11 protein-coding genes are annotated in these 15,826 nt (G+C 64.0%); 4 read left to right on the top strand and 7 right to left on the bottom strand.

Going from position 1 to position 15,826, the window contains the following annotated elements; all coding sequences use genetic code 11:
- The first annotated feature begins 3 nt into the window (after positions 1-3).
- From AC1DZ5_RS07535 to AC1DZ5_RS07525, 3 genes are read left to right on the top strand one after another with little or no spacing between them, the layout of a single operon-like run.
- On the top strand, positions 4-1,083 hold the full coding sequence (locus AC1DZ5_RS07535; protein WP_477887637.1) for an acyltransferase family protein: 1,080 nt from the start codon (positions 4-6) through the stop codon (positions 1,081-1,083).
- Between the two features lie 30 nt (positions 1,084-1,113).
- Positions 1,114-1,827, top strand: coding sequence for a YebC/PmpR family DNA-binding transcriptional regulator (locus AC1DZ5_RS07530; RefSeq protein ID WP_477887635.1), 714 nt, complete (start codon positions 1,114-1,116; stop codon positions 1,825-1,827).
- Positions 1,828-1,833: 6 nt separating this feature from the next.
- A complete protein-coding gene (locus AC1DZ5_RS07525) occupies positions 1,834-2,124 on the top strand; it encodes a DUF1294 domain-containing protein (protein ID WP_477887633.1) in 291 nt (96 codons plus the stop codon).
- A 32-nt stretch (positions 2,125-2,156) separates the two neighbouring features.
- On the opposite strand, the gene AC1DZ5_RS07520 is transcribed toward AC1DZ5_RS07525, so the two are convergent.
- The 7 genes from AC1DZ5_RS07520 to glgB form a co-directional block, all read right to left on the bottom strand.
- The gene (locus AC1DZ5_RS07520; RefSeq protein ID WP_477887631.1) at positions 2,157-2,969 is read right to left on the bottom strand and encodes a substrate-binding periplasmic protein; all 813 of its coding nucleotides are present in this window, start codon (positions 2,967-2,969) and stop codon (positions 2,157-2,159) included.
- 94 nt (positions 2,970-3,063) lie between these two features.
- On the bottom strand, positions 3,064-5,544 hold the full coding sequence (locus tag AC1DZ5_RS07515) for a glycogen/starch/alpha-glucan phosphorylase (RefSeq protein WP_477887629.1): 2,481 nt from the start codon (positions 5,542-5,544) through the stop codon (positions 3,064-3,066).
- The gene (glgA, locus tag AC1DZ5_RS07510; protein ID WP_477887627.1) at positions 5,541-7,010 is read right to left on the bottom strand and encodes a glycogen synthase GlgA; all 1,470 of its coding nucleotides are present in this window, start codon (positions 7,008-7,010) and stop codon (positions 5,541-5,543) included. The genes AC1DZ5_RS07515 and glgA overlap by 4 nt, the downstream gene beginning before the upstream one ends.
- A gap of 62 nt (positions 7,011-7,072) precedes the next feature.
- Positions 7,073-8,377, bottom strand: a complete 1,305-nt coding sequence (gene glgC, locus AC1DZ5_RS07505) for a glucose-1-phosphate adenylyltransferase (RefSeq protein ID WP_477887625.1) — start codon at positions 8,375-8,377, stop codon at positions 7,073-7,075.
- A gap of 52 nt (positions 8,378-8,429) precedes the next feature.
- The gene (locus tag AC1DZ5_RS07500; RefSeq protein ID WP_477887623.1) at positions 8,430-10,061 is read right to left on the bottom strand and encodes an alpha-D-glucose phosphate-specific phosphoglucomutase; all 1,632 of its coding nucleotides are present in this window, start codon (positions 10,059-10,061) and stop codon (positions 8,430-8,432) included.
- Positions 10,062-10,089: 28 nt separating this feature from the next.
- A complete protein-coding gene (gene glgX, locus AC1DZ5_RS07495; RefSeq protein WP_477887621.1) occupies positions 10,090-12,210 on the bottom strand; it encodes a glycogen debranching protein GlgX in 2,121 nt (706 codons plus the stop codon).
- On the bottom strand, positions 12,207-14,390 hold the full coding sequence (glgB, locus tag AC1DZ5_RS07490) for a 1,4-alpha-glucan branching protein GlgB (RefSeq protein WP_477887619.1): 2,184 nt from the start codon (positions 14,388-14,390) through the stop codon (positions 12,207-12,209). The genes glgX and glgB overlap by 4 nt, the downstream gene beginning before the upstream one ends.
- Before the next feature lie 248 nt (positions 14,391-14,638).
- Between glgB and AC1DZ5_RS07485 the strand changes: the two genes are divergently transcribed.
- Positions 14,639-15,820, top strand: coding sequence for an S-methyl thiohydantoin desulfurase domain-containing protein (locus AC1DZ5_RS07485; protein WP_477887617.1), 1,182 nt, complete (start codon positions 14,639-14,641; stop codon positions 15,818-15,820).
- The last annotated feature ends 6 nt before the right edge of the window (positions 15,821-15,826 follow it).

Genomic DNA, 15,826 nt, shown 5'->3' with positions numbered 1-15,826 from the left:
TTGATGACTGCTGCCCGCGCCCCTGCCTCCCATTTCCGCCTGATCGACATCCTGAAGGTCGTTGCCGCCCAGTGCATCGTGCTGCACCACTTTTCGGCCTACGGGCCGTTGTCCGACGCCGCCGCCGAAGTGGCCCCCTCCGCCAGCGAATGGCTGTTTGACGACGCCCGCATTGCCGTGCAGGTGTTTCTCGTCGTGGCCGGCTACCTGGCCGCACGCGGCATGGCGTTTACCGTGCGCCGCGCGCCCAGCGTGCTGCAGGCGCTGGGCCAGCGCTACCTGCGCCTGGTGGTGCCGTTCGCCGCCGCGCTGGGCCTGACCATCCTGTGCGCAGCCATTGCCCGCCCCCATCTGGACGGCGACCTGGTGCCCGGCGCGCCCAGCCTGGCCCAACTGGCCGCCCACGCCAGCCTGCTGCACAGCGTGTTGGACGTGGATTCGCTCTCCGCGGGCGTCTGGTACGTGGCGATAGATTTTCAGCTCTACGCCATGATCGCGCTGCTGCTGTGGCTGGGCCGCGGCCAACGCCTGCTGAGCCTGGGCCTGGTCGCCGCGCTGGCCGTGGCCTCGCTCACCTGGTTCAACATGGATGCCTCGCTGGACGCCTGGGCACCCTACTTCTTTGGCGCCTATGGCCTGGGCGCACTGGCCTGGTGGGGCGGCCTGCGGGCGCGCCACGGCGTCATGGCGCTGGGCCTGTACCTGGCCACGCTGAGCGCGGGTCTGGCCTCGCTGGTGGTGGACTTCCGCTCGCGGATTGCGCTGGCGCTCAGCGTCTCAGCCGTGCTGGCCACCTTTGGCAGCTACCGCCTGACGCTGCCGCGTGCGGTAGACCGCTGGGTGGGCCGCCTGAGCCGCACCTCATACGCGCTGTTTCTGGTGCATTTTTCGGTGCTGCTGCTGGCCAATGCGCTGTGGGCAGAGCTGGAGCTGGACGACGCCGAATGGGCGCTGGTCTTCATTGCCGCCAGCTGGGTGCTGAGCCTGGTGGCCAGCTACGCCTTCCACACCCAGGTGGAACTACGCTTTGAACAATGGCGCCGCAGTGCCAAAGACGCCATAGCGGCCCAGGCTGCCAAGTAAAATCCGCCATCCAACTCAGAAAGATTCGCTATGGGCGCGCAATGGAAAGCAAAGGGCAAGGCCCTGGTGGCCGATGCCAAGGGCCGGCTGTTTACCAAGCTGGTGAAAGAAATTACCGTGGCCGCACGCGGCGGGGCCGACCCGGCCGCCAACGCCAAGCTGCGCCTGGTGGTGGAACAGGCCCGCAAGGTCTCCATGCCCAAGGAAACGCTGGACCGTGCCATCAAAAAAGGCGCGGGCCTGACCGGTGAAGTGGTGCACTACGAACATGTGATCTACGAGGGCTTTGCCCCGCACCAGGTGGCCGTGATGGTGGAGTGCCTGACCGACAACGTGAAGCGCACCGCCCCTGAGATGCGCGTGCTGTTCCGCAAGGGCCAGCTGGGCACCAGCGGCTCGGTAGCCTGGGACTTCAACCACCTGGGCATGATCGAAGCCGCGCCCACCGCTGCAGACTCCGACGCCGAAGTGGCCGCGATTGAGGCCGGTGCGCAGGACTTTGAGCCCGGCGACGAAGAAGGCAACACCGTCTTCTACACCGACCCCACCGACCTCGATTTGGTAAGCCGCGCCCTGCCCAACTTCGGCTTCAACGTGCTGTCCGCCAAGCTGGGCTACAAGGCCAAGAACCCCGTGGACCCCACCAGCCTGAGCGCCGAAGCGCTGGAAGAAGTGGAAGCCTTCCTGGCCGCCATCGACGGCAACGACGACGTGCAGAACGTCTACGTGGCGCTGGCCGGTTAATTCCCGATGGCCCTGTGGCTAGCCGCCTGGGCCGCCCTCAACCTGCTGACCTTCGCGCTCTATGCGCGCGACAAGCACGCCGCCCGCACCGGCCAGTGGCGCACGCCTGAGAACACACTGCACCTGCTCGGCCTACTGGGCGGTTGGCCTGCGGCATGGGTAGCGCAGCGGCTGCTGCGGCACAAGACCAGCAAGGCGAGTTTTCAGGTGAGGTACTGGCTGACGGTGGTGGGAAACCTGGCGTGTGTAGCGGCCTGGGTATTTCGGGATTCGATTACAGCGCTATTATTTCAATAGCTGCTCACGCTTATTTCACGGGGGCTAGAACCCTATTTGTTTATCACCGTCTGCTTGCCCGCTTGCTTGCGCCACAGCTGGATGTTCGCCTCAATCAGCTTGTTCATTACGCCCTGCTTGTGCAACGTGTACAGCGCGCGGGACACGCGGCCGCGGAACTCGCCGGTGTTGCAGGGGGACTTGTGCGACAGCGTGACGTACAGGCTTTCGTTGCTGATGGACGGTGACACGGTGCGCAGACCGGTGATTCCCAGTTTGGCGGCGTAGGCCTTACCCGGGTCTTCCTCGTACACCAGGTAATCCACACGCCCGGCCTGCAACACTTTGAGCGCACTTTCCAGACTGGCTACGGCATCAATACTCAGCGACTCTTTGGCATAGCGGTCAAAGCTTTCGCCAAAGCTGTTGTTGATAACGGTCACGCCCTTGAGGCCCCGCAGGTCACTCCACTGTTTGTACTTGAGGGGCTTGCTGGCCTGCACCCAAATGACCGAGCGTGTCTCGCGGAAGGCGGGGTAAAAGTAGTCCATGTACTCCAGCCGCGGCAGGGTGTAGAAGGCGCCGGCAATCATGTCGGCGCGGCCACTGCGCACCACCTCCTGCACGCGCGCCCAGTTGCCCACGTAGCGCATCTCCACGCTGACACCCATTTCCTTGGCCAGCAGCTGCATCAGGTCGGCATTCGCACCGACCAGGCGGGTGTCGTCGGTGGGGTCACGCCACAGGTAAGGTGGGTATTCGGGGTTGCCGGTGACCACAAGCTTGTCACACCTATCAGCGGCCCAGGCTCCGACCGGTGGCAGCAACGCGCACACCAATGCCAATGCGGCGGCCCACGTACCCACGACACGACTATCCTTGCCAGTGTTCCACATGGTGTCCCCCAACACGGGGCCCCGGTTATGCCTTCGCTGTCTGGCGGAAGCTGCGTGGACGGGCCTAGGGGGCCAGCTCCAGCGGCTTGCTGCGCCAAATCTTGTCTGCGTACTCCCCAATCGTCCTGTCCGATGAAAACGGGCCCATGGCTGCCACGTTGCGCAGGGCTTTGACAGCCCAGGCATCGCGGTGCTCGTAAGCCAGGTCCACTTGCTCCTGCGCGGCAATGTAGGCCGCGTAGTCGGCCAGCAGCAGGTAGTGGTCGCCCCAGTTCACCAGCAGGTCGTAAATGGCCTGAAAGCGGCCGGGCTCGTCGGGGCTGAACACGCCATCACGGATGGCCTCCAGCACCGTGGTCAGCTCGGCATTGCCCTCGGCAATGGCGCGCGGCTGGTAGCCCGCGGCGCGGGTGGCGGCGACCTGTGGCGTGGTCATACCGAAGATGAAGATGTTGTCAGCACCCACGTTTTCCAGAATCTCGACGTTGGCACCGTCCAGCGTGCCGATAGTAAGCGCACCGTTCAAGGCAAACTTCATGTTGCCGGTGCCCGAGGCCTCGGTACCGGCGGTGGAGATTTGCTCGGACAAATCGGCCGCGGGGATGATGCGCTCGGCCAAGCTCACGCTGTAGTTGGGGATGAACACCACCTTGAGCAGGTTGCCCACACGCGGGTCGTTGTTGACCACGCTGGCCACGTTGTTGATGAGGTGGATGATCTGCTTGGCCATGTGGTACGCCGATGCAGCCTTGCCCGCAAACACCACCACGCGTGGCACGGTCACGCTGCTCGGCTGCTTGATGATGCGCAGATAGCGCGTGACCACATGCAGCACATTGAGCAGCTGGCGCTTGTATTCGTGGATGCGCTTGACCTGCACGTCGTACAGCGCGTCGGTGGGAATGGTGAGGCCCATATTGGCCTGCACCCAGGCGGCCAGGCGTTCCTTGTTGGCCAGCTTGGCACCCTGGAAGGCCTCGATCACCTTGGGCTGCGTGAGCACGGCGTTCAACCCGCTGAGCTGCGTGAGGTCACGGCGCCAGCCGGTGCCCACTTGCTTGTCCAGCACTGCGGACAAGGCCGGGTTGGCCTGCGCCAGCCAGCGGCGTGGCGTGATGCCATTGGTTTTGTTGTTGAAACGGTCCGGCCACAGGTTCGCAAAATCCAGAAAAATACTTTCCTTCATGAGCTCGGAATGCAGTGCCGACACGCCGTTGACCGAATGGCTGGTCACCACCGCTAGGTAGGCCATGCGCACGCGGCGCTCGCCGCCCTCATCTACCAGGCTGACCTTGCGCAACAGCTCCGCACTGCCACCGCGCTGAGAGATCTGGGCCAGGAACTGGGCATTGATGTCGTAAATGATCTGCAGGTGGCGCGGCAGGATGCGGCCCATCATCTCCACGGGCCAGGTCTCCAGCGCCTCGTGCATGAGCGTGTGGTTGGTGTAGCTGAACACGCCTTGGCACAGGCGCCAGGCATCGGCCCAGGGCAGATGGTGCTCGTCCAGCAGCAGACGCATCAGCTCAGGAATAGCCAGTACCGGGTGCGTGTCGTTCAGGTGGATGCTGACCTTGTTGGGCAACTCGTCAAAGCCGGTGTGCGTGCGCAGGTAGCGGTGCAGCAGGTCCTGCACGCTGGCGCTGCAAAAGAAGAACTCCTGGTGCAGGCGCAACTCACGGCCAGACGGCGTGGAGTCATCCGGATACAGCACGCGGGACACGTTCTCGGAGTGGTTCTTGGTCTCCACCGCCGCAAAGTAGTTGCCACGGTTGAAGGCGCCCAGGTCAATCTCCTGCGTGGCCTTGGCCGACCACAGGCGCAGCGTGTTGGTGGCCTTGGTGGCGTAGCCGGGAATGATGGTGTCGTAGGCCATGGCCTGCACGTCGTGGCTGTCCACCCACTGGTAGGCGTCGCCCACTTTCACCACATGGCCGCCGAACTGCACGCGGTAGGTCACCTCGGGGCGTGGAAATTCCCAGGGGTTGCCATGGGTGAGCCAGTAGTCGGGCACCTCCACCTGGCGGCCGTCCACAATGGTTTGCTTGAACATGCCGTAGTCGTAGCGGATGCCATAGCCAAAGCCGGGAATGTTGAGCGTGGCCATGGAGTCGAGAAAACACGCTGCCAACCGACCCAGGCCGCCATTGCCCAGCGCAGCATCGGGCTCCAGCTCGGTCACGGCGTCCATGTCCACCCCAAAGTCGGCCAGGGCCTGCTTCACGCGCTCACGCAGGCCCACGGCCAGCATGGCATTGCTGAAAGTGCGGCCGATCAAAAACTCCATGCTGAGGTAGTACACGCGCTTGGCGTCTTGCGCGTACTGGGCGCGCGTGGTGGTCATCCAGCGCTCCACCAATTGGTCGCGCACGGCATAGGCGGCCGCGTGTAACCAATCTTCAGGGCGGGCGGCGGCAGGGTCTTTGCCGACCACAAACATCAGTTTGTTGGCGATGGAGCGTTTCAGCGACTCCAGGTCGCGGCCGGGCGCATCAAATTCAAAATCCACAGGGGTGGGCAGTGTCGCAGTGGGAGTGGTGGTCATGCGTGAATCAGCGTTTGGTAAAGCGCGGTGTAGTGCCCAGCGGCGGTAGCCCAGTCGAAGGCAAGCTTCATGCCGGTCTGCCGCACGCGGCTCCATTCAGCCTTGCGGTGGTAGAGCGCAAAGGCCCGGCGCACCGCGCGGCGATATTGGGTTTCATCAAAATCATCAAATACAAAGCCGGTAGCGCTGCGGTCTTCCAGAGTTTCCAGGTCAGAGTCCACCACGGTGTCGGCCAGGCCACCGACACGGCGCACCAGCGGCAGGCTGCCATACTTCAGGCCGTACATCTGGGTGAGGCCACAGGGCTCAAAGCGCGAGGGCACCAGCGTCACATCGCTGCCCGCAAAAATGCGGTGGGCAAAGGTCTCGTCGTAGCCCAGCTTCACGGCCACGCGGCCCTTGTTCGCCTTGGCCTGGGCCACAAAGGCCTGCTCCAGCCCGGTCTCGCCACTGCCCAACACCAGCAGTTGGCCGCCACGCGCCACGATTTCGTCCACCGCGGCCAGCACCAGCGGCAGGCCCTTTTGTTCGGTCAGGCGGCTCACCACGGCAAACAGCGGCGCATCGGGCTCCAGCGCGAGGCCCATTTCGGCCTGCAGCACGGCCTTGTTCTGCGCCTTGCCGGTCATGTGGCGGGCGTCGTAGGCATGCGCAATCAGCGCATCAGTGCCCGGGTTCCACACGCTGTCGTCCACGGCGTTCAGGATACCGCTCAGGTGGTGGTGGCGCGCGCGCAGCAGGCCATCCAGCCCGCAGCCCTGCTCTGGCCCCTGGATCTCTTGCGCATAGGTGGGGCTGACGGTAGTGATGTGGTTGGCATAGAACAGGCCAGCCTTCATGAACGAGAGCTGGCCATGGAACTCCATGCCATGCACATGGAAGGCGCGCCCGGGCAGACCCAGATCGCCAAAGTGCTCGGGGCCGAACACGCCCTGGTAGGCCAGGTTGTGCACGGTGTACACGGAAGGCACACGCGGGCCCTGCCCTTCGTTCCACAGCGCCAGGCTGGCCGGCGCCAGCGCGGCGTGCCAGTCGTGGCTGTGCACCAATTGGGGGCGCCACTGCGCATCCAGGCCATGCGCCACATGGGCCGCAGCTAAGCCCAACGCCGCAAAGCGCCGGTGGTTGTCGCCATAGGCCTGTTTGTTGGCATCTTCGTAGGGGTTGCCGGGTCGGTCATACAGGTCCGGCGCCATGAGCACATAGGCGCCCAGCGTGCGCCCCTCCCGCGCCAGTGCGGGCAAGGTGCCGTAGACCACCTCCACCCGCTCGCCCCACGGCATGGCAAAGTTGCCCACAGGCGCCGCGCCCTCCAGCCCCGCGCAGATGGCCGGAAAGCCCGGCAGCATCACGCGCACATCGCAGCCTGCCTCCTGCAGGGCGGCCGGCAGCGCCCCGGCAATGTCGGCCAGCCCCCCGGTTTTGAGGAGTGGAAAAATCTCGGCACTGACTTGCAAGATGCGCATGGGCTCTTTCTTCTGGAGGGCTTCGACGGGCTCAGCCCGAACGGAGTTATGGGGTCAGGGGCTCAGGCGGCGGGCAGGCGGTTCAGCATGTCCTTGGTGACTAGCACCACGCCATTTTCGGTGCGCTCAAAGCGCGCGGCGTCGGCCACAGGGTCTTCGCCAATCACCAGGCCATCGGGCACGGTGCAACCGCGGTCCACCACCACGCGGCTCAGGCGGCAGCTCTGGCCAATGGTCACTTCGGGCAGCAGCACGGCCTGGTCGATCACGCAGAAGGAGTGCACCCGCACGCTGCTGAACAACACCGAGTTGCTGACGATGGAGCCCGACACGATGCAACCACCCGACACCATGGTGTTGATGGCCTGGCCGTGCTTGCCGTCGGCGTCTTGCACAAACTTGGCGGGGGGCAGTTGGCGCTGGCTGGTCCAGATGGGCCAGTTGGTGTCGTAGATGTCGAGTTCGGGCGTAACCGAGGCCAGGTCCAGGTTGGCTTCCCAGAACGCGTCGATCGTGCCGACATCTCGCCAGTAGGGAATCGCGTCGGGCGTGGACGACACGCAGGACATGGAGAACGGATGGGCAATCGCCCGTCCCTCGCGCACCACGCGTGGAATCACGTCCTTGCCAAAGTCGTGGCTGGAGTTGGGGTTGGCAATGTCGTCTTCGAGCAGGTCGTAGAGGTACTTGGAATCGAAGATGTAAATACCCATGCTGGCCAGCGACACGGCATCGTTGCCGGGCATGGGAGGCGGGTCGGCCGGCTTTTCCACGAACTCGGTGATCTTGCGCGTAGTGTCCACCGCCATCACGCCAAAGGCACTGGCCTCGGCACGCGGCACTTCGATACAGCCCACGGTGCAGCCCGCGCCGCTGTCCACATGGTCCTTGAGCATCAGCGAATAGTCCATCTTGTAGACGTGGTCACCGGCCAACACCACCACGTACTCGGGCTTGCTGCTCTGGATGATGTCTAGGTTTTGGTAAATGGCGTCGGCTGTGCCGCGGTACCAGTGTTCTTCGTCCACGCGCTGCTGGGCCGGCAACAGGTCCACCATCTCGTTCAGTTCGGCGCGCAAGAAGCTCCAGCCGCGCTGCAAGTGGCGCAACAGCGAGTGCGACTTGTACTGCGTGATCACGCCGATGCGGCGAATGCCGGAGTTCACGCAATTGGACAGCGCAAAGTCGACGATACGGAATTTGCCGCCGAAGTAGACCGCGGGTTTGGCGCGGCGGTCGGTCAGCTGCTTGAGGCGCGAACCGCGGCCTCCGGCCAGCACCAAGGCGATGGTGCGGCGCACCAGCATATGGGGCTGCATGTGGCGTTCCTGCTGCACAAGGCTGCGTGGGGTCTCTGTTGTGCTCATGCTTGTCTCCTGTTAGTTTTTGGTCGCGAAAAATGAGTCTGTCGGGTATCTGTCAGGTCATCACGGTCGGTCGGTCCATGCCCGTGAAGGCACGCACCTTGGCCACCACTTCGGCCAGCGCCACCAGCGGTTGCAAGGCCTCCTGCGCGGGCAGGTCCTGGCGGGCCGGGTTGGGTTCGTGGCGCTCCAGATAGACACGCAAGGTGGCGCCTTCGGTGCCGGTGCCCGACAGGCGGAACACCACGCGCGAACCATCGGTCAGCACCACACGCACGCCCTGCTTCTGGCTCACGCTGCCATCCACCGGGTCGGTGTAGGCAAAGTCATCGGCAAACGCAATCGGCAGACCGGCTACGGTGGTGCCACCCAGCGATGGCAAGCTCGCACGCAGATCACGCATCAGCGCATCAGCCTTGTCGGTGGGAATGGCTTCATAGTCGTGGCGCGAGTAAACGCAGCGGCCATGTTCCTTCCACAGCGCGCGCGCCAGTTGCTCCACGGTCTGACCCGTCGTGGCCACCAGGTTGAGCCAGAACAGCACAGCCCACAGACCGTCTTTCTCGCGCACATGGTTGGAGCCGGTGCCGTAGCTTTCCTCGCCGCACAGGGTGACTTTGCCTGCATCCATGAGGTTGCCAAAGAACTTCCAACCCGTGGGGGTCTCAAAACAAGGAATGCCCAGCGCCTTGGCCACGCGGTCTACCGCAGTGCTGGTGGGCATGGAACGTGCCACACCGGCCAAGCCAGCCTTGTAACCCGGCACCTGGGTGGCGTGCGCGGCCAGTACCGCCAAACTGTCAGAGGGCGACACCACAAACTTGCGGCCCACCACCATGTTGCGATCCGCATCGCCGTCGCTGGCGGCGCCCATGTCGGGCGCATCGTCCGCGAACAAATGGGCAATCAGGTCTTCCGCGTTCACGGGGTTCGGGTCGGGGTGCAGGCCACCGAAGTCTTCCAGTGGCTCGGCATTCACCACCGTGCCTGCGGGGGCGCCGAGTTCGCCTTCGAGCAAGGATTTGGCATACGGTCCGCCCACCGCGCACATGGCGTCATAGCGCAATCGGAAACCGCCAGCAAATAGTTTGCGAATGGCCGCGAAGTCAAACAGGCCGCGCATCACTTCGGCATAGTCATTCACCGGGTCGATCACCACAATTTCGGTGCCTTCCAGGCGGCTGGTGCCCAGCGCGTCCAGTGCCACATCGGGCGTGTCGGTGGTGTGCAATTGGCTAAGTTGCGAGGTGCGCGCGTACACCGCGTCGGTCACCTTCTCGGGTGCGGGGCCACCATTGGCCACGTTGTACTTGATGCCAAAGTCGCCATCAGGCCCACCAGGGTTGTGGCTGGCCGACAGCACGATGCCGCCGCTGGCGCCATGCTTGCGGATCACCGCGCTCACGGCCGGTGTTGACAGAATGCCGCCCTGCCCCACCAGCACGCGCGCGTAGCCCTTGGCTGCGGCCATGCGCAAAATAGTTTGGATGGCCACACGGTTGTGGTAGCGGCCATCGCCCCCCACCACCAGGGTCTGACCTGCCGCATCGGGCAGTACGTCAAACAGAGCCTGGACAAAGTTCTCCAGATAGCGTGGCTGCTGGAACACGGTTACTTTTTTGCGCAACCCCGAAGTACCGGGGCGCTGGCCGTCAAACGGCGTGGTGGGCAGAGTGATGAGAGACATAGGTAGTGAGGGCGTAGTAAAAAAAGGGTTACAGACTGCTGGCACTGGCCAGCCAAAGGCTTTGGGCAGGCACCTGCACGCAGGGCGGCAAGGCCGCATCAGGCGTGGTGCCGATGTGGGTTTCCAGGCGCAGCTGCCAGCCAGTTCCTTCAGGGACCGCGGGCAGCGTGAATTCCATGTCTTCTGGCGTCGTGTTGAGCAACAGCAGGCAGGCGGGTGACGGCGCTGCGCCGGCCTGTACCGGGGTGGGAATCAACACCAGCATCAGCGCACGGTCATGCGGGTGGTGCCAGTCCGAGCCGCTCAGCGCGTCGCCCGAAGGCGCCCACCACTGCGCCACCGGGGCCTGCGGCTGGCCATGGTCCGCACTGCTGCGCCACCAGGCGCTGCTGTGCAGCACGGGCATTGCACGCCGCAGGGCCAGCACCTGTGCCACAAAGGTCACCAGACTGGTCTCCGTCCGGTCCCAGTGCAGCCAGGTGATGGGGTTGTCCTGGCAATAGGCGTTGTTGTTACCGCCCTGGCTGTGGCCCAGCTCATCGCCCGCCAGCAACATGGGCGTGCCCAGCGACCATAGCAAGCTGGCCAGCAGCACGCGCTGCTGGCGCAGGCGCCGAGCCTGTACCGGCGGGTCGTCGCTGGGGCCTTCCACGCCGTTGTTCACGCTGAGGTTATGGCCGTGGCCGTCGCGGTTGTGCTCGCCATTGGCCTCGTTGTGGCGCTCTTTGTAGCTCACCAGGTCCATCAAGGTGAAGCCATCGTGCGCCGTCACCAGGTTCACACTGCTGTGGGCTGCGCGCCGCGTGGGGTTGAAAGCATCCACCGAACCGGCCAGGCGGTTGGCCAGATCGGCGCGGCTGGCACCGTGCTGCAGCCACGCGCTGCGCTGGGTATCGCGAAAGCGATCGTTCCACTCCAGCCATCCGGCCGGAAACGCACCCAGCTGGTAACCGCCAGGACCAATGTCCCAAGGCTCGGCCACCATGAGCCGGTCGCGCAGCACCGGGTCTTGTGCCACAGCCATCAGAAACGGGGCATTGGACTCAAAGCGATGCTCCCGGTCCGCTCCCGCGCGTGCCATCACAGGCGCCAAGTCAAAGCGGAACCCATCCACGCCAAACTCTTGCACCCAGCCACGTAGGCTGTCCATCACGGTGCGCAACACCAGCGGATGGCTCAGGTTCACGCAGTTGCCGCAGCCAGTCCAGTTGGTATACAGCGCGGGGTTGGCACTGTCCAGGTGGTAGTAGGTAGCGTTGTCGATACCACGCAGGCTCAGCGTGGGGCCCAGCTCGTCAGTCTCGCCCGTATGGTTGTAGACCACATCCAGGATAACCTCCAGACCCGCAGTATGCAGCGCATCCACCAGCGCGCGAAATTCGCTGCGCGGGCTGGAGCCGGGGGTGCCGCTCCAGTAGCGGTGCTCGGGCGCGTTCCAGGCAATTGGGCTGTAGCCCCAGTAGTTGGACAGGCCTAGGCGAATCAGTCGCACTTCGTCCGCGCGGTGTGCCACGGGCATCAGGCTCACGGTGGTCACGCCTAGGCTGCGCAAATGCGCAATGGCTGCCGGGTGCGCAAGGCCTGCGTAGCTGCCGCGCAGCGCCGCGGGTACTTCGGGGTGCAAGGCGGTAAAGCCCTTGAGGTGCAGCTCGTACAGCACCCGCTGGGCGGGGTCTACCTGCACTCGCCCCTGCGGAGCCGGCAGGTCGCGCACCACGCGGGCCTTGAGGGCTGTAGCGGCGTTGTCGCGCGCATCCTGCTGGTTGGGGTTACCGGGCACATGGCCCACATGCACGTCGTCGCCGTCGTAGCGCCCCACCACCTCACGCGCTGCCGGGTCTAGCAGCAACTTGGCGGGGTTGAAGCGTTGGCCTTGCGCAGGGTTCCAGGGGCCATGCACGCGCCAGCCATAGACCAGACCGGCCTGAGCGCCCGGCAGAAAACCATGCCACACACCGTCTACCGGCCCCTGCATCGCTAGGCGTTGCACCTCCGTTGTGGCACTCGCGTCGAACAGACACAACTCAACGGCCTGTGCGTTCGGCGCTGCGAGGCAAAAGTTCACGCCCTGGTCGCGCAGCTGCGCGCCCAAGGGTTGCGTTTGGCCGGGGTGCAAAGTCATGCCGACGGGATCCACTGGGTCGTTCAAGGGGTCACGCGGGTGAGCACAAGGCATGCCAATGGCGGCAAGGTCAGCACCACGGACTGCACACGGTGGTGGGCGGCCACTGCATCGGTGCTCAATTCGCCATTGCCCACGCCGCTGCCACCGTACACCACGTTGTCGGTGTTGATCAGCTCCCGCCAGGTACCCGCGACCGGCATGCCGACGCGATATCCATAGCGCGGCAGGGGCGTGAAGTTGCATACCACCACGGCGCATTCACCCGCCAGGCCATACCGCACAAAGGCCACGATCGACTGGGCCGCATCCTCATGGGCAATCCAATCGAACCCACCGCTCTGCACATCCTGCTGGTGCAGCGCCGGGAAGGCCTGGTACACGCGGTTCAAGTCGCGCACCAAGCGCTGCACGCCCTGGTGGGCAGGCTGCTGCTCCAGTGACCAGGACAGCTCGGAGCCATCGGCCCACTCGGTAGGCTGGCCCAGCTCGCCGCCCATGAACAGCAGTTTCTTGCCCGGGTAGGCCCACATGAACCCGTAGAGCGCACGCAGGTTGGCAAACCGCTGCCAATCGTCTCCCGGCATCTTGCCCAGGAGCGAGGCCTTGCCGTGCACCACTTCGTCGTGCGAGAGCGGCAGCACAAAGTTTTCGGTGAAGGCGTACATCAGCCCGAAGGTGAGCTGGTTGTGGTGGTGCTGGCGGTGCACCGGGTCCAGCGACGCGTATTTCAGCGTGTCGTGCATCCAGCCCATGTTCCATTTGTAGTGAAAACCCAAACCACCGCTTTGCAGGTCCGCGCTGGGCGGGCGGCTCACACCGGGGAACGCGGTGGATTCTTCGGCCAGCGTGATGGCGCCGGGCCGCTCGGTGCCCACGGTATGGTTCATGCGACGCAGGAACTCGATGGCCTCCAGGTTCTCGCGCCCCCCGTGTTTGTTGGGAATCCACTGGCCTTCTTCGCGGCTGTAGTCACGGTACAGCATGGAGGCCACGGCGTCCACGCGCAGGCCGTCGATGCCATAGCGCTCCAGCCAGTACAGCGCATTGCCGACCAAAAAGTTGCGTACCTCGGTGCGACCAAAGTTGTAGATCAGCGTGTTCCAGTCCTGGTGAAAACCTTCCTTGGGGTCGGCGTATTCGTACAGATGGGTGCCATCGAATTCGGCCAGGCCATGCGCGTCGCTCGGAAAGTGCGCGGGCACCCAATCCAGAATCACGCCCAGGCCCGCGTCATGCGCGGCGTCCACAAAGAACTTGAAGTCTTCGGGTGTGCCAAAGCGCGAAGTGGGAGCGAACAGGCCCAGCGGCTGGTAGCCCCAGGACCCATCAAACGGGTGCTCGCTGATGGGGAGCAACTCCAGATGGGTGAAGCCCATCTCCTTGGCGTAGGGCACCAGGGTGTCTGCCAACTCGCGGTAGCTGAGCCAGCGCCAGCCGTCCACCTTGCGCCAGGAGCCCAGGTGCACCTCGTAAATGCTGATGGGTTGGTCAAACGCGTTGGCCGCGGCGCGGTCGGCGCGCATGGGCAGGCGCGGCGGCAGCGGGTAGACCACGCTGGCGGTGTCGGGCCGCAGCTGGGCGTGGAAGGCAAAGGGGTCGGCCTTCACAGCGATCTGGCCCTGGGCACCCAGGATTTCAAATTTGTAGAGGTCGCCCTGGGCAACGGCGGGAATGAAGATTTCCCACACACCGCATTCGCGCCGAAAGCGCATGGGGTGGCGCCGACCATCCCACTGGTTGAACGCACCCACCACCGAAACACGGCGCGCATTCGGCGCCCACACGGCAAAGCTGGCACCCGACACGCCGTTGATGCAGACAAGATGCGCCCCCAGGCATTCAAACGGGCGCTGGTGCGTGCCTTCGGCCAACAGCCACAGGTCCAGGTCTTGCAGCACCAGGGGAAAGCTGTAGGGGTCTTCGATCAGTTGCTCGGGGCCGTCGGCCCACTGCACACGCAACTGGTAGGCGAACGGCGTGGCATGGAGGCCCAGATGCGCAGCAAATACATCAGAGTCGGCAAGGCGCTCCAGCTTGGCGCAGGTTTGCCCGCTGGCCTTGTCGACCAACTCCACCGCGGCGGCGCGCGGCAGCATGGCGTGGACCGCCAGGCCGTCGGGGCGGGCATGCATGCCCAGCACGCTAAAAGGATCGGTATGCTCCGCCCGCATCAGTGCGGACAGGTCGTGGTCTTGCAGCGTCATGGTGTGGGGGTCGGCACCGGGGTGCCGCCGCTTTGTCTCTTGTTGACGAACAGCTTAGTGCATTCTCAAGGCGTTTTACTTAGTCAACGCCCGTGCACTGCCTCCAAGACCCAATTTGTAACCTGTTTTGTGGCGAGTTACCGATACTCGCCCCTCCAAAAAGTCACACGCATCAATACACGCCCTGTTACATTTTGTTTAGGCTGTCCATTCAGTGGCCGCCCTACGCCATATACGGAAAGGAAATGATGACTTCTTATCACTATGGGCTTGCCGATTTTGAATACATTGCAGCGGGTGCCGCCGTTTTGGCCAGCGGCGGCGGAGGGAGCTACCTGGATGCGCTGTCCATACTGAATGAGTTGGGCCAAAGCGGCTGGACAGGTAGCGTAACCGTCCGCCCCTATGACGGCAGTAGCAACTGCTGCGTGGTGGCCATGATGGGCTCGCCCGACGCTGGCGACGCTTTGACCCTGGTCGACATCCAGAACTCGGTAGCCAACACCCTGTTCCTGATGCAAACAACCACAGGCTACACGGCAAGCTGTGTCATCCCGGTGGAGATTGGGGCCATCAACTCGCTGGTGCCGCTGCTGGGCGCAGCGGCTGGCGCTGACAGCCTGTGGGTGGTAGACGGTGACGGCGCGGGCCGGGCTGTGCCCGAGCTGCCACAAACCACCTTTGTCGGTGCGGTGAATCTGCCTGTCAGCCCCTGCGCACTCGCTACCGATGTGGCCGACTACAGCACAGCCGAGTCGGCGCTGCTGAGCGCCCCCACTGCCGCCCAGATGGAAAAGCTGGCCGGCGGCGTAGTGGGTGGATTTGGCGGGTTTTCCGGCATCGCGCTGTGGCCGTCCAATGCCAGCAACAACTATGGTCTGACCGGCAACTACATTCCCGGCACACTGGCGCAAGCCTGGGGCCTGGGCCTGTTTCTGCTGCAGGGCAGCACGCCCCAGTCCAGTGCCAGCGTGGCCGCGCAGATCGCGCTGCTCACCGGCCGCACCGCCAGTGTCGCGGTGAGTAACTTCTATATCACCAGCATTACCCAGACCACCACGTCGGCTTCGTTGGATGCAGGGGTTATACGGCTGGACAATACGCAAGATCCCGCCCAAAGTACACAGACGTGCAGTATTTACAACATGAATGAAAACCTCATCATGTATTCCAGCCAAAGCACGGCACCGATGATCATCGCGCCGGATTCGATCTGCTATTACTCCGAAAGTACGGGCCTGGGCTTCTCGAATGCGAGCGACGATCTGGCGGTGTACTTCGACTCCGCAACCGGCAAGAGCACGGGCAAAATGGTCAGCATCATCCAGGTCTCTACCGCACCCCAGTTGTATGCAACACCCGGCGTTGTGGACTCGTTTGCCAGCCTGCTGCGCGACATAGGCTACGCGGGCGCCATGCCCTCCAACTAGACTGCC

This window comes from Rhodoferax sp. P1_F3 (assembly GCF_056405715.1).
The sequence above is the reverse complement of the archived record's forward strand: the minus strand, read 5'-3'. Positions and strand labels throughout refer to the sequence as shown.

Excerpts from the sequence above, each read along its gene's own strand:
- AC1DZ5_RS07535 (WP_477887637.1), top strand. The coding sequence starts at position 4 with ATGACTGCTGCCCGCGCCCCTGCCTCCCATTTCCGCCTGATCGACATC.
- AC1DZ5_RS07530 (WP_477887635.1), top strand. The coding sequence starts at position 1,114 with ATGGGCGCGCAATGGAAAGCAAAGGGCAAGGCCCTGGTGGCCGATGCC.
- AC1DZ5_RS07525 (WP_477887633.1), top strand. The coding sequence starts at position 1,834 with ATGGCCCTGTGGCTAGCCGCCTGGGCCGCCCTCAACCTGCTGACCTTC.
- AC1DZ5_RS07515 (WP_477887629.1), bottom strand. The coding sequence starts at position 5,544 with ATGACCACCACTCCCACTGCGACACTGCCCACCCCTGTGGATTTTGAA.
- glgA (WP_477887627.1), bottom strand. The coding sequence starts at position 7,010 with ATGCGCATCTTGCAAGTCAGTGCCGAGATTTTTCCACTCCTCAAAACC.
- glgC (WP_477887625.1), bottom strand. The coding sequence starts at position 8,377 with ATGAGCACAACAGAGACCCCACGCAGCCTTGTGCAGCAGGAACGCCAC.
- AC1DZ5_RS07500 (WP_477887623.1), bottom strand. The coding sequence starts at position 10,061 with ATGTCTCTCATCACTCTGCCCACCACGCCGTTTGACGGCCAGCGCCCC.
- glgB (WP_477887619.1), bottom strand. The coding sequence starts at position 14,390 with ATGACGCTGCAAGACCACGACCTGTCCGCACTGATGCGGGCGGAGCAT.
- AC1DZ5_RS07485 (WP_477887617.1), top strand. The coding sequence starts at position 14,639 with ATGACTTCTTATCACTATGGGCTTGCCGATTTTGAATACATTGCAGCG.